We start from the raw sequence: 17,043 nt of genomic DNA on the forward strand, positions 1-17,043 counted from the left end.
AATGTATATATTTTCTGAAAAGTGTTCAGAATGTTGCTGAGGTGATGAGTAATGAAAGAGGAAGAAAAGAATCGTACTTCCAAAATCACAAAGCTGCAACAGTTTTTTCGTAAACGCTGGGTATTTCCGGCCATCTATTTGACAAGTGCCGTCGTTGTATTAACCGCCGTTCTTTGGTATCAATCGGCTTCTAACAACGATGTAAAAGATCAGCTTGCTGACGATGGTAAGAAATCAGCCTATGATAACCGGGATGACGCGGTAGAAGTAGGCAAACCAGTCGAAAATGTCGCAATGCCGGTTGCTGATTCTGAAAATGTTTCTGTCGTTAAAAAGTTCTTTGAAACTGACGCAACTAAAGAAGAGAAAGAAGCAGCACTTGTAAACTATAATAACACGTACAGCATGAGCAAAGGTATCGACTTGGCTGAGAAAGACGGAAAAACATTCGATGTTTCCGCATCTCTCAGCGGTACGGTCATCAAAGCTGCAAAAGACCCTGTACTGGGCTACGTTGTTGAAGTTGAACATGAAAATGGTTTATCAACTGTGTATCAGTCTCTTTCTGAAGTAAGCGTCAAACAAGGTGACAAGATTGAACAAAATCAAGTCATCGGAAAAGCAGGCAAAAACCTTTACAATGAAGAAGGCGGAAACCATGTGCATTTTGAAATCCGCAAAGACGGTGTTGCGCTAAACCCGCTGAACTTCATGGACAAGCCGGTCTCCAGCATTGAAAAAGCAGTGGAGGAACAAGCGGCTGAAATGAAAGAACCTGCTCAGCCTTCTGTTGAAGAAAAGTCAAAAACAGAAGACAAAGCGAAAGATCAAACAGATGGAAAAGATGACAAAACCAAACGGGAAGATTCGTCTGAAGGGTCAGAAAATCAAGACGGAACCCAGACTGACGATTCAAGCCAGTCATAAGGCACGCTTCCCTCAGGGCGCCTATCAAATACGATAGGCGCCTTTTTTGTTACAATCATAAAAAACCCGTATCAAATCGGCGGAGCCAGCCGTTTATTAAGTAAGAGGCCTCTTTTAAGGAGTGTGAATGCATTCATGAATGAGCTAGAACAGCAAGCGCTGATGAAGTATTGCATGAGAATGACAGGCGATAAATGGGATGCTGAGGATTTAGTTCAGGATACAATCCTGAAGTTAATGGAAATCAATCGAACAGACGCCTCACATGCTTATCAAAAGACGGTGGCAAAGCATAAATGGATTGATCTGCTCAGAAAAAGGAAGCGCGAAAGCTTTCTGTCTGAAGACAATCAGGTAGACGGGCGGGCAGAGCGCATGAAGGCGGCCGATGACTTCGAGCACCTGCTGAAACAGCTTTCCGGTATTTTAACACCGAAGCAATTAACGATTTTTCTGCTCAAAGATGTGTTTTCCTTTCAGCTGCACGAAATCGCCGAGACGCTCGGTAAGCCCGAATCATCCGTCAAGTCGCTTTTATTCAGATCGCGTCAGCGATTAAAAAGGCTTTCACCGGATGATCTGCAAAGGGAAGCAGCGGACGGGGATGACGAACACATTGGCCTGCTTGTTCGGGCGATATTGTATCACAACCCCGATGATCTGCTCGAATTTGCCAAACAGACATGGCTTTTCGGCGCTTCACAGCCGTCCTGCATCAGCATGATGAGGTGTGCTGCCTAGGAGGAAAAAGGCTATGAACACCATTCCTTACGTCATTGAGAAAACGGCTGCGGGAGAAAGATCGTACGATATTTTTTCCAGACTTTTAAAAGACCGGATCATTATGATCGGCTCTGAATTCAACGATGACCTCGCCAATCGGGTCACCGCCCAATTGCTGTTTTTGTCAGCGGAGGACAATGAAAAAGACATTTCGATCTATATCAACAGCCCAGGCGGATCAACTTCAGCGGGATATGCGATTTTGGATACGATGGATTATGTGAAGCCGGATGTCCGCACGATCTGCGTCGGAATGGCAGCTTCTATGGGAGCGATTCTCCTCGCCGGCGGAGCAAAAGGCAAACGGTATGCGCTCAAAAACAGCGAAATCATGATCCATCAGCCGCTCGGCGGCGTCAAAGGACAGGCGACAGACATGGAGATTTCAGCGAAGCGAATCATCAAACTGAGGGAAAAAATCGAGCGCTTCTTTCACGAACGAACGGGCCAGCCCATTGAAAAACTAAAAGCCGACATGGAACGCGATTACTTTATGGATGCGGACGAAGCGAAGGCATACGGTGTTATTGATGCTGTTTTGTAAACTATATTGAACCACAGACTTAGAAACAATAATATATTTGGATTGTTCATATTATTAGTTGTAAGGGGGTTTATTGAATTGTATATTAACAAATATCGTTCATATTTTTCTCCTTAATAATTTGAATGAACTTCCTTAGTTATGGTTTTGTGTAGACGTTCATTATTAAACAATAGAGAGATTTCATGATCATTATTGGATTAATCCAACTTTAAAAACAATTAAGTTTCATGATTGATTAAGTCTTAGAAGATTAGTATTTGAATACGGATTAGCCAAAGCTAGAAAGCTGAAAAGTAAAAGAGATGCATAGTAAAAAGTCAAAGCTTTTACTATGCATCCTCCATTTTTAGGTTTAATCATAAAATGCAGATTTTTGAGCGGTCCAATGATTAAACTTCATTTTAAATAAAATTGAATTTAATTTAATGTTGTACTGTTATATAGTGTTTTAGCTCTCCTACTAAAGTGCGGGTTCCCCAAGTCGTTGCTACGTGCACGTCATATTTGCCTGCTGGAATATTTCTCGTTGAAAAGCTTACTCTAAAGCTGCGTATATTACCACGATCGCTAGCTATAGATTTGACTGTTTCGCCTTTTTTGTTTACAAGAAAAACTGTAACACCGTTATTTAGCTTAGAATATTTCTTGGGCATAGTACCTGTCACAACAATTGAAGTAGCACGTTTTGAATATGTATTAGCATCTGTCTGAAAGTTAATAGCTCCTTTTGAAGTCATTGCAAAAGCTTCTGAACTTCCGGCGAAAAATACAAACATTAAGAGAGTAGTTGTAAACAAAGTCATTACAATTTTTTTCAATTTGAGACTTCCTTTCTTTATTTAATTAGAAACTATTTCCTATATTAATAGATGTTTTTAGAAAAATCAACAGTATAAGGGGAAATTATACATTAACAATAGACTTATATTTGCTAGGGTTATATTATTTTATATGAGGAAACTGTTGCTTTTGGATGGAGAAAAATAAAATTTCATATGCTTAAAAAGCTCCCGGCTTAACTACAGCCGGGAGCTTCGATCTTTTTTATAAAGCGTCAGGACCTTCCTCGCCTGTGCGGATGTTGATGGTGTTTTTAATTTCGTATATGAAGATCTTACCGTCTCCGGGTTCCCCTGTTTTCAGGACGTTTTGCGCCGTCTCGGCCACCTTTTCGACAGGCACTTTGCTGACGACGATTTCGACTTTTAACCTTTCATATACATTGCTTTCGCGTTTGACCCCGCGGTAAAGCTCAGTATGCCCTTTTTGCAGGCCGCATCCGTGTACATTGTAAAACGTAATGGACGTTACGCCGATTTTGGCCAGCTCCGTTTTCAGCTTTTCAAAGTTTGTAGGACGAGTTACAATTTCCACTTTATACATTTGACCGCTCATACCATCACTCCTGACAAATTAATCTTGATACGCTTTTTCGCCGTGCAGCGTCAGATCAAGGCCCAATGATTCTTCATCCTCTGAGGCACGGAGTTTAAAGAAGATACTGACTATCTTAATAATAGCGTATGTGACGATTGCGACAAACAAATATGTTGCAGCAATCGCAATCAGCTGTTTCCAAAGGAGACTGATGTCTCCGTAAAAAAGCCCGTTAGCACCGTCTGCGTTGACTGATGTCGTCGCGAACAAGCCTGTCGCGATTCCGCCCCATGTTCCGCCGAGCCCGTGAAGTCCGAAAGCATCAAGCGCATCATCGTACCCGAATTTTTTCTTGAGCGAAAACACGCCCCAGAAACAGATGATTCCTCCGATGAGCCCGATCCATACAGATGAGAAAGGCGTAACAAAGCCTGCGCCCGGTGTAATCGCGACGAGTCCCGCAATCGCTCCCGAGACGGCGCCGAGCATCGTCGGCTTTTTATTGATCAGCCATTCTGCCAAAATCCAGCCGATCAGCCCTGCAGCCGCAGCCGTATTCGTGTTGATAAAAGCGGTCATGGCGACTTCATCGATCGTCAGCGCGCTTCCGACGTTGAACCCGAACCATCCGAACCAGATCAAAGTCGACCCGAGCAAGGTCAGAAGGAGGTTATGAGGGGCGGTGTCGCTCATATTTCTTCGCTTGCCGAGAACAATCGCAACGACAAGGCCGGCTACCCCGGAAGAAATGTGAACGACGTTTCCGCCGGCAAAATCAATCGCTCCCAGCTCATCAAGCCAGCCTCCGCCCCATACCCAGTGGGCGACCGGCGAATAAACGAAAACCGCCCAGAGCACCGAGAAAAGAATAAAGGCCGGAAAGCGCATGCGCTCCGCAAAGCTTCCGGAAATAATCGCAGTCGTCAGTACGGCAAATGTCAATTGGAACATCATATAAAGCGTATGCGGGATCGTCTCCGAATAATCGGCATTGGGTTCAAAGCCGACACCGTGCAGTCCGATCCAATCCAAACCCCCGATCAATGGGTTTCCGGGAGCGAAAGCGAGAGAATAGCCGAACAAAATCCATATGATAGAAACGATGGCAATTGAAGATAAACTGTGCATAACGGTGCTGAGCACATTTTTGCTCCTTACAAGGCCTCCGTAAAATAAAGCGATGCCCGGCGTCATCAGCCACACGAGCAAAGCGCAAAAGAACATAAATACTGTATCCCCCATCTGCATGTTTCATTCCTCCGTAGTCATTTAGATTGAGAGCAGATCTCTGTTTCTTTCATTATAGTGACAAAAGGGAGATATCATGATGAACATGTCAGATTTCCTTACATGGTTTTTGGGGAGAAAAGCGGACAGGGAGAGGCTGAAATATCCGACAGAAGGGGGATTAAGCGGTTTTTTCAACCTCAACTGCAACGATTCGATGTCCGTCCATTTCTTTTACTTTAAAACGGTACCCTTCACTTTCGATCGTCGTTCCGGGCTTGCTCTCAATATTCTGCGTCAGCATCCAGCCGCCGATTGTATCAATCTCCTCATCTGATAAATGAATCCCGAGCAGGTCGTTTACATCGCTGACCAGTACTTTCCCGTTGAGGAGGTAATGGTCATCCTCGAGTTTCTGAACAGCTGATACTTCTTCAGTATCGAATTCATCGCGAATGTCGCCGACGATTTCCTCGACGATATCCTCAACCGTCACAAGGCCGGATGTTCCGCCATACTCATCTACGAGAATCGCCATATGTGTATGCTCTTTTTGCATTTTGACGAACAGCTGGTAGACGGGAATCGTTTCAATCACATGGATAACCGGATGGATATATGGCTTTAACGGTTTTGTTTCTAAAAAAAATCCGCCTGCAAGCTCCGCCAGCAGCAGTTCTTTTATATTGATCATTCCCGTGATGTGATCCTTGTCTTCCTCCATGACGGGGAAGCGGGTGTGCTTCGTTTCTTTGATGAGCTGTTTCACTTTTTTTACACTGTCGTCAAGAGATAAGACGGTCATTTCATTGCGGGGCACCATAATTTCTTTTGCCGTGCGTTCGTCGAATTTAAAAATATTGTTTACATATCTCAATTCATTTTGGTTAATCTCCCCGCTTTGATAGCTTTCAGATAAAAGCGTTCGCAGCTCTTCTTCCGAATATGCCAATTCGTGTTCACCGGTCGGTTTCAGGCCGAACAGACTTGTGATCATGCGGGCTGAATGATTGAGCAGCCATATAAAAGGAAACATGATTCTATAAAACCAGATCATCGGCTGTGCAAAAAGCAGAGTAACGGCTTCCGCTTTTTGAATGGCGATCGTTTTTGGCGCCAGCTCTCCGATCACAACATTGAGATAAGTGACCGATAAAAAAGCGGCCAAAAATGAAAGAATATGTGTCATCGACTCGTTCAAGCCGATTTTCGAAAAAAGGGGATGCAGTAAGGTCTGCATCGTCGGTTCACCAAGCCAGCCCAAGCCCAATGCCGTCACGGTGATTCCAAGCTGGCAGGCTGACAAGTATTCGTCAAGGTGTGAGGTCACTTCTTTTGCGGCAAGCGCGCCCTTTTTTTTCTGAATGATCAATTGGTCGATCTTTGTCCGCCTTACTTTTACGATGGCGAATTCGACCGCGACGAAAAAACCCGTTAATGCGATTAATCCTGCCACTGCAATCAGCTTCAATAACTCCAATGCCCCGCCTTCTCAAAAAAGAAGGCGCCACCTCCTTTTCTATGAAAAACTCATACTGGCTTCATACCACGTGCCGCAGATCGGCAAACATCATGTTTATTTACGCGGAGGGCGGGCAAAGAAATATAAAACGAATGGGACGGAAGAGGAGGAGACGAAATATGAGAGTTTTTCAGGGAGAGGGTTGGACATGGTATCAGCTTGGCCCTCACGAAAAAGCGACAGCACAAGGGCTGATCCAGCCCGATCATTGGCCGGAATGCCGAAACTGGTTTCAAGGCGTTCCTTCGGCAAACATCAATTGCATTGATATCAATGCTGCCGTTCAAGGCAAGGAAGCAATCTACGGTTCATATATTTACGACCAGGAAGCGGAAGTTCAACAAAACCGGACTGCATTTCATTTTTACTTAACGAAAAACTATTTTTTTACAATGAATTTAGATATCTCGCAATTTGAGGAGGCAAACAGGAGGCCGATCGATCAACACTTGAAGCGTTGTAAAGACGCCCCTGAAGTGTTCCTGGTTCTGCTGGGCGAACTGATGAGAATGTATTTGAAGGAACTGGAGCACTTTGAAGTTCACCTTGGAAAAGTAAGATGGGGGTTTCACCATGACAACAATAAAAGCATCATTGAACTGATTCATAAGCGGCGTCACGAACTGCTCGTCATAAGAAGTTTAATTTTATCGATGAAAAAGGTAGCAATGGGCCTTAAAGAAACTTTTTTAACCAAATCGTTCGATGAAATTGAACAGCGCAGGACGTTTTACGAAATCGACAGAGGCATGTCATTGATCAAAGAGTATGCGAATGAAATCAATTATTTGCTTCATTCCGAGGAAGTCGTGACATCCCACAGAGGCAATGAAATCTTTAAAGCGCTGACAATTTTTACGACGATCTTTACGCCGATGACGGCTTTCGGCGCCCTGTGGGGAATGAACTTCGAAGTCATGCCTGAACTCTCATTAAAGTACGGCTATTTATTTTCGCTGATTTTAATTGCCGTTTCTACCATCCTTGTGTATTGGTATTTGAAAAAGAAAGGATGGACCGGCGATTTATTGAAGGATAAAAAACGATATATGAAAAGGAAAGGGCTCTTTTAAATAGGTTTAAGCCCGGAGTATATCGGAAAAGCACATAATAACCCCATCATAAAGGAGGAATTCCGAATGAAACTAAAGGACATCATGACAACCAATGCCGAATGCTGCGAGCCTTCTGCTCCGATTGCGGAAATTGCCGGTAAGATGCGTGATTACAATGTAGGTTCAATTCCGGTCTGCGAGAACGGAAAATTGACGGGGATCGTTTCAGACCGGGATATTGTCACAAGATGTGTAGCCGAAAATGAAACAGATGCAGCTGCTCGGGATATCATGAGCACCCGGATGGTGACCGGACGCCCGGATATGTCGGCTGAAGAGGCCGGCGATTTGATGGCGGAACACCAAATTCGAAGGCTGCCGATAGTTGAAGATGGCCGTCTCGTCGGAATCGTTGCTTTGGGGGATCTCTCCGTCTCACATGCAGATGAGAAAGCGGGAGAAGCATTAAGCGAAATTTCAAAAACAGCTTAAACAGGTGGAAGGAAGAGCATTTTCAGCTCTTCCTTTTTTTATGGTGCAATATCAAAGCTCCGACTAAGTTTTATTAGTGATTAATCAATAACTTGACTTTAGGTTAAGTTTTCATTAAGAATGTCAATGTTTCTTTCAATCCCTCTTGATAAGGTGTCGCGGGAATTTTTCCTATTCTCTTTTCATATTTTTCCCCGTTTAGAATGAATGCTTCTTCAGTTAAGTACATGATTTCTACTACTTCTTTCATTACTGGATCAAATAATCCGCTTATACGAATGGCATGTTTATTTAATGGCATGACTAATTTATTATTGCCGGTAATTTGGCGTGCGATTTTTATGATTTCTTTACCTGAAATCAGTCCGGCGCCGGGAATGTTCCAGTTTTCACCATAAGAATCGTCTTTACTTGCGATTTCCACAATCATTTTTGCGGCATCAGGTAAATATACGTACTCTCGGGGAGTTTTTAGATTGCCGATAAAAACAGCTATTTTATTTGCTGCCATTCCGGTTAATGTAGGTTGTAAATAAGAATTTTGCGAAGTTTTTCCATAATAGTCCGGCAGTCTGACGATTAATGGTTTGGCATTTTTCCATTTCTTATCGAATATTAAGTTTTCAAAATCTACTCTTATCCTTCCTTTTTTTGTATGGGGCAGTTTCGGATGATTCTCATCTCCTTTGGCAACTTGTCGACCGTAAACATATATTCCATCGACAATCACGATTTTCTTGCCTAAAATATTTGCAGCCTTCATTACACTTTCACCGAGAAGTAGGAGTTTATCTGCCATTTCATGATATTGAACATTGGCACATTGAAATATCACATCTGCATCTTTTGCTGCTTCACTGATGGTCTTTTCATCAAAGACATCACCAAGCTGATAAGTTAATAGCGGTGTAGAATGATGCTCATGTATAAGATTCCTTAGTTTATTTTCAGAACGGCCGAAAGCGATAACCTGAATATTTCTTGACAGCAATTCTGAAACAATGGCTTGACCAGTTCCACCTGTTGCGCCTAAAACAATTGCTTTTTCCATTGAAAATTCCTCCTTGGATTTGTTATTAATCAATCAATAACTAATGCTCAAATAAAAAACCGAAACGAATCGGTTATTTTATTCTGTTTGGCCGTGCATGATCTCCGGCAAATCTAAGAAATAGGAAATGTTGCAAAGTATCCCTCTCGCCAAGAAAGTCGTTACTTCCCTCTCTGCATTCGGTACATTCGCTTCCTGGAACCTTTCCAGCGTATAGCTTCTAATACGAGATAAGCCCGTTTTTGAACAATTTTTTATCGATTCCTCAGTAACTGATAGTCCGATGACCTGTAAGGCCATTTCATTAGGGTGTGATACAGACAACTCTTCATATGCTTTGACCATGTTTGCTACGATTTGTTCGGGGCTGGATTCGACATTTTGAAACGTTTGGAGTATCCTTTCAAAGGCCCGATCGAGTGCGGCAACGAACAACTCTTCCTTCGTCTTGAAAAACCTAAATATATAGGGCTGAGAAATACCGGCTTTTTCAGCAATGAGTGCTGTCGTGGTATTATAATATCCCTTTTCTGCAAACACCTCTAATCCAGCTTCAAGTATTTGCTCCTTTCGGTTTTCCTTACTCTGTCTCATGATATGCCGCCTCCTTTCATTTTGTTATTGATTGATTACTTACTGAGATCGTAACAGATTTCTTTTTAAGATTCAAGCACGTCATTTTAAAAAATGTATGATATGGCGCAGCAGTTTTCCAATCAATCAGAATAGATACGCGGATTCCATCACCGGTCCCGCTGCAGAGGCCAAAATAAGACGTGCTGCCGCTTGGCGTAATGGAGAAGCGGAGCGGTATCAGGCAATATGAGCCCGCTTGCTCCGGTCACCGTGTTTTGTCGGATTTCGGCTTCGGCCCGTTGCAGCGCCCATGGAGAATGATGAATGTCTTCATAGTAGACCCGGTTGTTGTGCGTGGTGTACAGGCGGTATCTTTCAGTCAGCCAGTATTCGATGGACCCTTTTTGGGCGGTGAAGGAATCTGACAGCGGGCGGTAGCTGGCGCGGAAGACCGCTTTTGAATCATCCCTTCTGCTGGAAAATTCAATATGGTTTTCTTCTTTTACAAAATTTATCCCGGCGTGAAAATAAGGCAAGTGGAACATTGTGCGCGCGCCGGCGACGGCTAAGCGCGAAGCGGCGTCAAGACTGAAAAAATAAATACCCGGTACGCCTTTATATGATACATATGTCCGGACATTCAGCTCGGGAAATCTGCTGATGAAAGGAAAGGGCGGCAAAAAACGGGGACGCATATTTGTCAGCAGAAAAGGCAAGATGCCGATCCACGCTTTTCCGTTGAATGTCTCCAATTCCAAGGCCGCCGGGACTTGTCCGCGAATGGTTTCAGGATCAACAGCCCAATGGGCAAATAATACATGATTCCATGTTTGAGTCATCATCCACGGTCCTTCAGGCGGCGGAAAAGGGCGGTGTGAAGTATTTTTTATCATAGAACAGCACTCCTTTGATTCAAATTTTGACACGCTTACAAACACATCCCGAGCCTGGTGTACGGTTTTATGATTTCCCTTTTCGGTTAAATCAAAAACGAGGATACAAAAAACGGAGGAGTGATCTGATTTGTTCAAGCATACGAAAGTGCTGCAGTACCCTGTTAAACCTGAAAGACCCGACCCTGTCTTCGCAAAGAAAATGCAGGAGATACTCGGCGGTCAGTACGGAGAAATATCTGTGGCGATGCAATACCTTTTTCAAGGGTGGAATACGCGGGGAAATGAAAAGTATAAAGATTTGCTGATGGATACGGCGGCAGAGGAAATCGGACACGTCGAAATGATTGCGACGATGATCGCACGGCTGCTTGAGGATGCTCCGGTTTACGAGCAGGAAAAAGCAGCAGATGATCCTGTCATCGGCGCAATTATGGGCGGAATGAACCCTCATCATGCAATCGTTTCAGGACTGGGAGCCATGCCTGAAAACAGCACCGGTGTTCCGTGGAATGCAGGCTATATCGTAGCGAGCGGCAACCTTTTGGCCGATCTGCGTGCAAATGTCAACGCTGAATCGCAAGGCAGACTGCAAGTCGCACGGCTGTACGAAATGACGGATGACAAAGGTGTACAAGATATGCTCGGCTTTCTTTTGGCAAGAGATACGATGCACCAAAACCAGTGGATCGCCGCGATCAAAGAATTGGAAGAAAAAGAAGGCGTCATAGTGCCCGGTACGGTTCCGGCGGAATATGAAAAAGAAGAAGTTTCGCACACTTTATACAATTTTTCGGATGGAGAAGAAAGCGCACAGTTTGATTGGCTGAAAGGGAAGGCGCCGGACGGGGCGGAATTTCATTATGAAAGCGGTCCTGTCGCATATGGAGAAAAACCGGTCTTAAAGCCCGCTCCAAAACGAAGCCACAATACACCTGACTATGGAGAATAAAAAGAGCCGAAACGGCTCTTCAGCGTGTCGACAAACCCTCGCATTCGTTGTCAGGTCTGCGCGTCGGTGCTCACGAATTCCAACATTCGCTCCGCTCCGATGCTCGGCCTTCCTAGACTGCAGGGGCTTTCAATCACGCTGAAAGGATGACAAAAACCCAAAACAAAAAGCCGTTTTGGGTTTTTGTCAACAATCTGTAGAGCCGAAACGGCTCTTTTTGTATTTTTTAAAATGACAAAACACTCCGTAAATATTAAAATAAGTGACAGATTTGCAGATTTTTTTATTGTCAGGTAAGCTTACTATAAAAACAACAGTAAGGAGTTATATCATGAGTAAAGTACTTATTTTTGGCCACAAAAATCCGGATACGGATACGATTTGTTCAGCGATTGCATATGCCGAATTAAAAAAGGAGCTCGGCATGGACGCAGAACCAGTCCGCCTCGGCGAAATCAACGGCGAAACTGAATACGCGCTTGAGAAATTCAATACAGAAGTACCCCGCCTTGTGAACACTGTCGCGAATGAAACAGACAGCGTGATTCTGGTTGACCATAATGAGCGCCAGCAGAGCGTCGATGACCTGGATCAGGTTCGCGTGCTTGAAGTCATCGACCACCACCGGATCGCCAATTTTGAAACGAGCGACCCTCTGTATTACCGCGCAGAGCCTGTAGGCTGCACGGCAACGATCTTAAACAAACTCTATAAAGAAAACGGCGTCGAAATTAAAAAAGATATCGCAGGACTGATGCTGTCGGCGATCATCTCAGATTCCCTCTTATTCAAATCTCCGACTTGCACGGATGAAGATGTCAAAGCTGCAAAAGAATTGGCTGAGATTGCCGGCGTTGATGCTGACAGCTATGGACTCGACATGCTGAAAGCCGGAGCTGATTTGAGCGCAAAAACGATTCCTCAGCTTCTTTCTCTTGACGCAAAAGAGTTTGCGATGGGAAGCCATAAAGTGGAGATCGCGCAGGTTAACACTGTCGATACAAACGACGTTCTCTCCCGCAAAGAGGAAGTTGACGCAGAACTTGCAAAAGTGGTGTCTGAAAAAGGATTGGATTTATTTGTGTTTGTCGTAACTGACATTTTAACAAACGACTCGGTTGTCGTCGCTTCAGGACAAGCTGCACAAGCAGTGGAAAAAGCGTTCAATGTCACATTGGCAGACAACACAGCGACACTGAAAGGCGTTGTATCCCGGAAAAAACAAATTGTTCCGCCGTTAACCGAAGCCCTAAAAGGTTAAGGGAATAAAACACCCGAATCATGAGATTCGGGTGTTTTTTTATACCGTTCTGGATACCGCTTTCCGCAATTTCCGCAAGATTGATTCGTAGAGTGAAATGATCCGTTCAAAAAGCGGCTGCACATACGTTGAGAATCTAAACATAACAAGTGATACGAATAAAGCGACCAAAATGCTGCCTAAAACGTCAACAGGGTAGTGGTGTCCGACCCAAATACGGGAAAAGCCCGTCAATAACCCGAAAGCAATCAGGCAGCTTCCAATTTTTCGATGATAAAGCCAAAAAGCGATCGAAATGGCTAACGCCCCGGTTGTATGATCGCTGGGAAATGAGGCGTCGGCAGCATGGTGAATCAATACGTCCACATGGTGAGCGACAAATGGCCTCGGCTCATAGTAAACCAATGACAGCAAATAGTTTGCCGCCAATCCGAGAATACCCGTCACACCGGCCTGAAGAACGCTTATTTTATAAGAACGGTTTCCGAATATCCAGATCAAAAGCAAAATGAGCGCATACATGTAAATTGCTTTTTCTGTAATCAAAATCATGGCGCTGTCCAGGATGTGGTTGTGGTTTGATAATTGATGAATACGTGTAAAAAGCCAATAGTTCAAAAAATCACCTTTTTAATAGAGTAGTAGTTTTTGGTCAGACAGTTAGGAGACGTATTTGATTTTGTAAAAGTTTCATTGAATAACAGATCGGACTGTATCAGCCTGCATGAAAAAAGCCGGGCATTCCCGCCCGGCGAGGTTGAACAGCTTATTCGGCCATTGATATATCCCGCTTCTCCTTTGCGAGTGCAGGTTTTTGGCTCCACGTGTACAGAAACAAGTTGATGAGCACGAAAACGCCTGAGAATAAATAAATGTTTGAAAAACCGGTTTGTGCCACAACCAATCCGAAAACATAGGATCCGACTGCGATCCCGGTATCAAACAGCGTAAAATAAGTCGCTGTGGCATAGCCGCTCCGGTGAGGCGGCGAAGCCTGAATCGCCAAGGTCTGAAGGCACGGCGTGATAGATCCGTAGCCGATGCCGATGACAGCTCCGGATAGCAAAAGCATCCCGCTGCTGTTTGTAAAGGCAAGCAGGAAAAGCCCGGCGCAAAAAATGATAATGGACGGATAAATGACGACTCCCGGGCCGACTTTATCATACAGTTTTCCCGTAAACGGCCGCGTGATCATCATTGTCACCGCGAACACCATAAAGAAATAGCTGCTTGCTTCAATAAGGCCGAGAGATTTGGCATAAACGGAAATGAAGGAAATCACGCTTGAATAACAAAACGACACGAACAATCCAACCGTTGCAATCCGAATCGCGCCCTTTTCAAACATGTTGGAAAAAGACAGCCTGAACACAGCTGAACGGATGTCGCTTCCTTTAGGAATCCGGACCAGTGCCGTGCAGAGGATGGCCACAGTGACGATTCCTGAAAATAAAATAAACAGATCGGAAAAACTCATTTTATCCAGCAGATTCAAGGCGATAAACGGACCGATGACAACCGCCAAATTCATCGACATGGCAAAATAGCCCAAACCTTCCCCGCGGCGGGCCGGCGGAATTAAATCGGCTGCAATTGCACTCGTCACCGTGGTGATGATGCTGAACCAAATGCCTTGGAAAAAGCGAATGCCAAGAAGCAGGTAGATATCATGAATGAAGATATAAAGAAATGATGCCAAAGTAAACAGCACGACGCTGATGAGTGCCATTCTTTTTTTGCCAAAACGCTCAATAACCGCTCCCGAAAACGGCCTTGCAAAAATCGCGGACAGCATGAAGCCGCTGATCAAAAGGCCGCCCTCTGACTCGGAGCCGCCGAGCTCCTGCATCGCATAGACCGGAAGTACGGTCAACAGTGCGTAAAAATAGACGAATATAAACAAATTAATCAAAACGACCATGATAAAATCCCTGGTCCAAATGGGCTCAGCTTGCTTCATAGGCTACAACTCCTCCTGATGTCCTTCTAATAATTGATTTAACAGCCTTTGGAATATTTTTTTATCCCGTTCTTCAAATACGGAAAGCATTTCCTCTTCAAATTCTTTCATTTTTAATTGAATGTCATCATATTTAATTTTGGCTTCTTCTGTCATCTTGACGACTTTTTCCCGTTTGTCATCGCCCTGTATCCGTTCGACCCAGCCGTTTTTTTCAAGGCGGCTGACGGTTCTCGTCACAGTCGGCGCCTCGACGTGCAAGTAAGTCCATATGTCTTTTTGCGTCATCGGTCCGTAGGTGTGAAGACAGTATAGGATCGACCACTGTGAACCGTAAAGGCCGTACGCTTCGAGCTGTTCATTCGTTTTTTTCGCAACCATCCGCGTGCTTTGATTGAGCTGGTGAATAATCTTTCGATTGATATGTTCCATTCCCGGACTCCTTCAAAATAGTTACCTAGGTAAATAATAAACTTTATTCATTTTACCGGAAGTCAAGATTAGTGTAAAGTTAAAATTTTTGAAGCCCGAAATAAAATTATCAGAGAAACCCCTTGTCCTCCTTGAGTTTTTAGCATAATCCCATTTGAATGCTAATACACTGATACAAACCTAACAAAGAGAGTGTTTGAGGTGAGGGATCGTGGGAGTATTTCAAAATTCTACTTGGAAAAGCATAAAACGAAGAAGCTGCGCAAATAGCGAATTTTTTCACAAGACGGATCTCATTTCACACTTCTCACATCCATTTTAGGGAGGTCGAGTGGTGTGCACGATTACATCAAAGAGCGAACAATCAAGATAGGGAAGTACATCGTGGAGACGAAAAAAACGGTTCGTGTGATAGCGAAGGAGTTTGGTGTTTCCAAAAGTACCGTTCACAAGGATTTGACAGAAAGGCTGCCTGAAATTAATCCTGACCTGGCCAATGAAGTAAAAGAAATTCTTGATTATCATAAATCAATCAGACATTTGCGGGGCGGAGAAGCGACAAAACTAAAATACAAGAAAGAGGAAATCTTTGAAAGAGAACCCGTGCAATAAGGTATAACGGCTCAGAAACGAACAGCGTTTATCAGAATTTCCCGGTATCCTCCGTAAAAAGCCACAAAAATTTTATGAAGAACTTTAATAAGCTCTCTTTTTTTTCTAATATTTATGATAAAATATATAATTAGGGCAGAATGTGGACATTGCTGTGAAACAGATTTCGAGGAGGATATAGATAGATGTTTGCAAGGGATATTGGTATTGACCTTGGTACAGCGAATGTGCTGATCCATGTCAAAGGAAAAGGTATTGTCTTAAATGAACCATCAGTCGTTGCTCTTGACAAAAACAATGGGAAAGTGCTCGCTGTCGGTGAAGAAGCAAGGAGAATGGTAGGACGTACACCTGGGAATATTGTTGCGATACGTCCATTAAAAGACGGCGTCATTGCCGATTTTGAAGTAACAGAAGCCATGCTGAAGCATTTCATTAACAAGCTGAATGTAAAAGGTCTTTTCTCAAAGCCGCGCATGCTGATTTGCTGCCCTACAAATATTACTTCTGTAGAGCAGAAGGCTATTAGAGAAGCTGCCGAAAAAAGCGGCGGAAAGCATGTGTATTTGGAGGAAGAACCTAAGGTAGCCGCAATCGGAGCGGGAATGGATATTTTCCAGCCAAGCGGAAACATGGTAGTTGATATCGGCGGTGGAACGACAGATATCGCAGTCATCTCAATGGGCGATATTGTCACCGCCTCTTCTATTAAAATGGCTGGGGACAAGTTTGATCTTGAAATCTTAAACTACATCAAACGCGAGTACAAGCTGCTCATAGGCGAACGGACAGCCGAAGACATTAAGATTAAAGTCGCAACTGTTTTCCCAGACGCACGTCACGAGGAAATTTCCATCCGCGGCCGCGACATGGTTACAGGATTGCCGAGAACCATTACGGTAACGAGCAAAGAGGTGGAAGAAGCGCTGCGCGAATCTGTATCTGTCATTGTGCAGGCTGCCAAGCAGGTGCTCGAAAGAACGCCGCCTGAGCTGTCAGCAGACATTATCGACAGAGGCGTTATCATTACAGGAGGCGGCGCATTGTTAAACGGTCTTGACCAGCTTCTTGCCGAAGAACTGAAAGTGCCGGTTCTCGTTGCTGAAAATCCGATGGATTGTGTGGCAGTCGGTACGGGTGTCATGCTTGATAACATGGACAAGCTTCCTAAGCGCAAACTGAGCTGATCAGAAGCCTCATTCTTTTTGAGAATGAGGTTTTTTTATGTGAAATGCTTTAAAGGAGCTGAACGGCTGCCGATAAAAAGAGTAGTATGTTTGAATACCATTATAGAACAAATGTTCTATATTAGCAAATATAAATTGCAAGCCTTTCGCAAAAGAGGTTTTTTCGATAGGAAACTCTGGAGCATGACA

The 17,043-nt window shown here is 44.0% G+C and carries 19 protein-coding genes; 9 read left to right on the forward strand and 10 right to left on the reverse strand.

Annotation, left to right across the window (positions count from 1 at the left end; genetic code table 11):
- The first annotated feature begins 51 nt into the window (after positions 1-51).
- From spoIIQ to H2R00_RS17380, 3 genes are all read left to right on the forward strand, one after another.
- Entirely contained in the window at positions 52-927 is an 876-nt protein-coding gene (spoIIQ, locus tag H2R00_RS17370) for a stage II sporulation protein SpoIIQ (protein ID WP_154996076.1), read from the forward strand.
- Positions 928-1,062: 135 nt separating this feature from the next.
- The gene (locus tag H2R00_RS17375; protein WP_182069939.1) at positions 1,063-1,668 is read left to right on the forward strand and encodes an RNA polymerase sigma factor; all 606 of its coding nucleotides are present in this window, start codon (positions 1,063-1,065) and stop codon (positions 1,666-1,668) included.
- A gap of 13 nt (positions 1,669-1,681) precedes the next feature.
- A complete protein-coding gene (locus H2R00_RS17380; protein WP_003185937.1) occupies positions 1,682-2,254 on the forward strand; it encodes an ATP-dependent Clp protease proteolytic subunit in 573 nt (190 codons plus the stop codon).
- Between the two features lie 425 nt (positions 2,255-2,679).
- On the opposite strand, the gene H2R00_RS17385 is transcribed toward H2R00_RS17380, so the two are convergent.
- From H2R00_RS17385 to H2R00_RS17400, 4 genes are all read right to left on the reverse strand, one after another.
- Positions 2,680-3,075: a hypothetical protein gene (locus H2R00_RS17385; RefSeq protein WP_182069940.1), complete on the reverse strand. Its 396-nt coding sequence runs from the start codon at positions 3,073-3,075 to the stop codon at positions 2,680-2,682.
- A gap of 226 nt (positions 3,076-3,301) precedes the next feature.
- On the reverse strand, positions 3,302-3,652 hold the full coding sequence (locus H2R00_RS17390) for a P-II family nitrogen regulator (RefSeq protein ID WP_003185936.1): 351 nt from the start codon (positions 3,650-3,652) through the stop codon (positions 3,302-3,304).
- Positions 3,653-3,670: 18 nt separating this feature from the next.
- Entirely contained in the window at positions 3,671-4,882 is a 1,212-nt protein-coding gene (locus tag H2R00_RS17395; RefSeq protein WP_154996072.1) for an ammonium transporter, read from the reverse strand.
- 160 nt (positions 4,883-5,042) lie between these two features.
- Complete coding sequence (locus H2R00_RS17400; RefSeq protein ID WP_182069941.1) at positions 5,043-6,341, reverse strand: hemolysin family protein; 1,299 nt, start codon at positions 6,339-6,341, stop codon at positions 5,043-5,045.
- Positions 6,342-6,502: 161 nt separating this feature from the next.
- Here H2R00_RS17400 and H2R00_RS17405 point away from each other — a divergent pair, with 161 nt between their 5' ends.
- Positions 6,503-7,456 (forward strand): magnesium transporter CorA family protein, encoded by a 954-nt coding sequence (locus tag H2R00_RS17405; protein ID WP_182069942.1) that lies wholly within the window; start codon positions 6,503-6,505, stop codon positions 7,454-7,456.
- Between the two features lie 66 nt (positions 7,457-7,522).
- Positions 7,523-7,930 (forward strand): CBS domain-containing protein, encoded by a 408-nt coding sequence (locus H2R00_RS17410; RefSeq protein ID WP_154996067.1) that lies wholly within the window; start codon positions 7,523-7,525, stop codon positions 7,928-7,930.
- A gap of 103 nt (positions 7,931-8,033) precedes the next feature.
- Here H2R00_RS17410 and H2R00_RS17415 read toward each other — a convergent pair whose 3' ends face one another.
- From H2R00_RS17415 to H2R00_RS17425, 3 genes are all read right to left on the reverse strand, one after another.
- Positions 8,034-8,981: an SDR family NAD(P)-dependent oxidoreductase gene (locus tag H2R00_RS17415; protein WP_182069943.1), complete on the reverse strand. Its 948-nt coding sequence runs from the start codon at positions 8,979-8,981 to the stop codon at positions 8,034-8,036.
- Between the two features lie 78 nt (positions 8,982-9,059).
- A complete protein-coding gene (locus H2R00_RS17420) occupies positions 9,060-9,575 on the reverse strand; it encodes a TetR/AcrR family transcriptional regulator (RefSeq protein WP_182069944.1) in 516 nt (171 codons plus the stop codon).
- Between the two features lie 149 nt (positions 9,576-9,724).
- Complete coding sequence (locus tag H2R00_RS17425; protein ID WP_154996061.1) at positions 9,725-10,450, reverse strand: YqjF family protein; 726 nt, start codon at positions 10,448-10,450, stop codon at positions 9,725-9,727.
- A gap of 130 nt (positions 10,451-10,580) precedes the next feature.
- Here H2R00_RS17425 and H2R00_RS17430 point away from each other — a divergent pair, with 130 nt between their 5' ends.
- Together H2R00_RS17430 and H2R00_RS17435 are read left to right on the forward strand one after the other, a co-directional pair.
- Positions 10,581-11,402, forward strand: coding sequence for a manganese catalase (locus tag H2R00_RS17430; protein ID WP_182069945.1), 822 nt, complete (start codon positions 10,581-10,583; stop codon positions 11,400-11,402).
- Between the two features lie 331 nt (positions 11,403-11,733).
- A complete protein-coding gene (locus H2R00_RS17435; protein WP_154996057.1) occupies positions 11,734-12,663 on the forward strand; it encodes a manganese-dependent inorganic pyrophosphatase in 930 nt (309 codons plus the stop codon).
- Between the two features lie 39 nt (positions 12,664-12,702).
- Here the strand turns inward: H2R00_RS17435 and H2R00_RS17440 are convergent, their stop codons facing one another.
- The 3 genes from H2R00_RS17440 to H2R00_RS17450 form a co-directional block, all read right to left on the reverse strand.
- Complete coding sequence (locus H2R00_RS17440; protein WP_154996055.1) at positions 12,703-13,281, reverse strand: undecaprenyl-diphosphatase; 579 nt, start codon at positions 13,279-13,281, stop codon at positions 12,703-12,705.
- A 148-nt stretch (positions 13,282-13,429) separates the two neighbouring features.
- Positions 13,430-14,623 carry an MFS transporter gene (locus H2R00_RS17445; protein WP_154994719.1) on the reverse strand — a complete coding sequence of 398 codons (1,194 nt, stop codon included), beginning with the start codon at positions 14,621-14,623 and terminating at the stop codon, positions 13,430-13,432.
- 3 nt (positions 14,624-14,626) lie between these two features.
- Entirely contained in the window at positions 14,627-15,055 is a 429-nt protein-coding gene (locus tag H2R00_RS17450) for a MarR family winged helix-turn-helix transcriptional regulator (RefSeq protein ID WP_076793628.1), read from the reverse strand.
- A gap of 336 nt (positions 15,056-15,391) precedes the next feature.
- Here H2R00_RS17450 and spoIIID point away from each other — a divergent pair, with 336 nt between their 5' ends.
- Both spoIIID and mbl read left to right on the forward strand, forming a co-directional pair.
- Complete coding sequence (gene spoIIID / locus H2R00_RS17455; protein ID WP_003185911.1) at positions 15,392-15,667, forward strand: sporulation transcriptional regulator SpoIIID; 276 nt, start codon at positions 15,392-15,394, stop codon at positions 15,665-15,667.
- 185 nt (positions 15,668-15,852) lie between these two features.
- Positions 15,853-16,854, forward strand: coding sequence for a cell shape-determining protein Mbl (gene mbl, locus H2R00_RS17460; RefSeq protein WP_003185909.1), 1,002 nt, complete (start codon positions 15,853-15,855; stop codon positions 16,852-16,854).
- The last annotated feature ends 189 nt before the right edge of the window (positions 16,855-17,043 follow it).

It is taken from the genome of Bacillus haynesii, from assembly GCF_014042035.1.
GTDB lineage: Bacteria > Bacillota > Bacilli > Bacillales > Bacillaceae > Bacillus > Bacillus haynesii.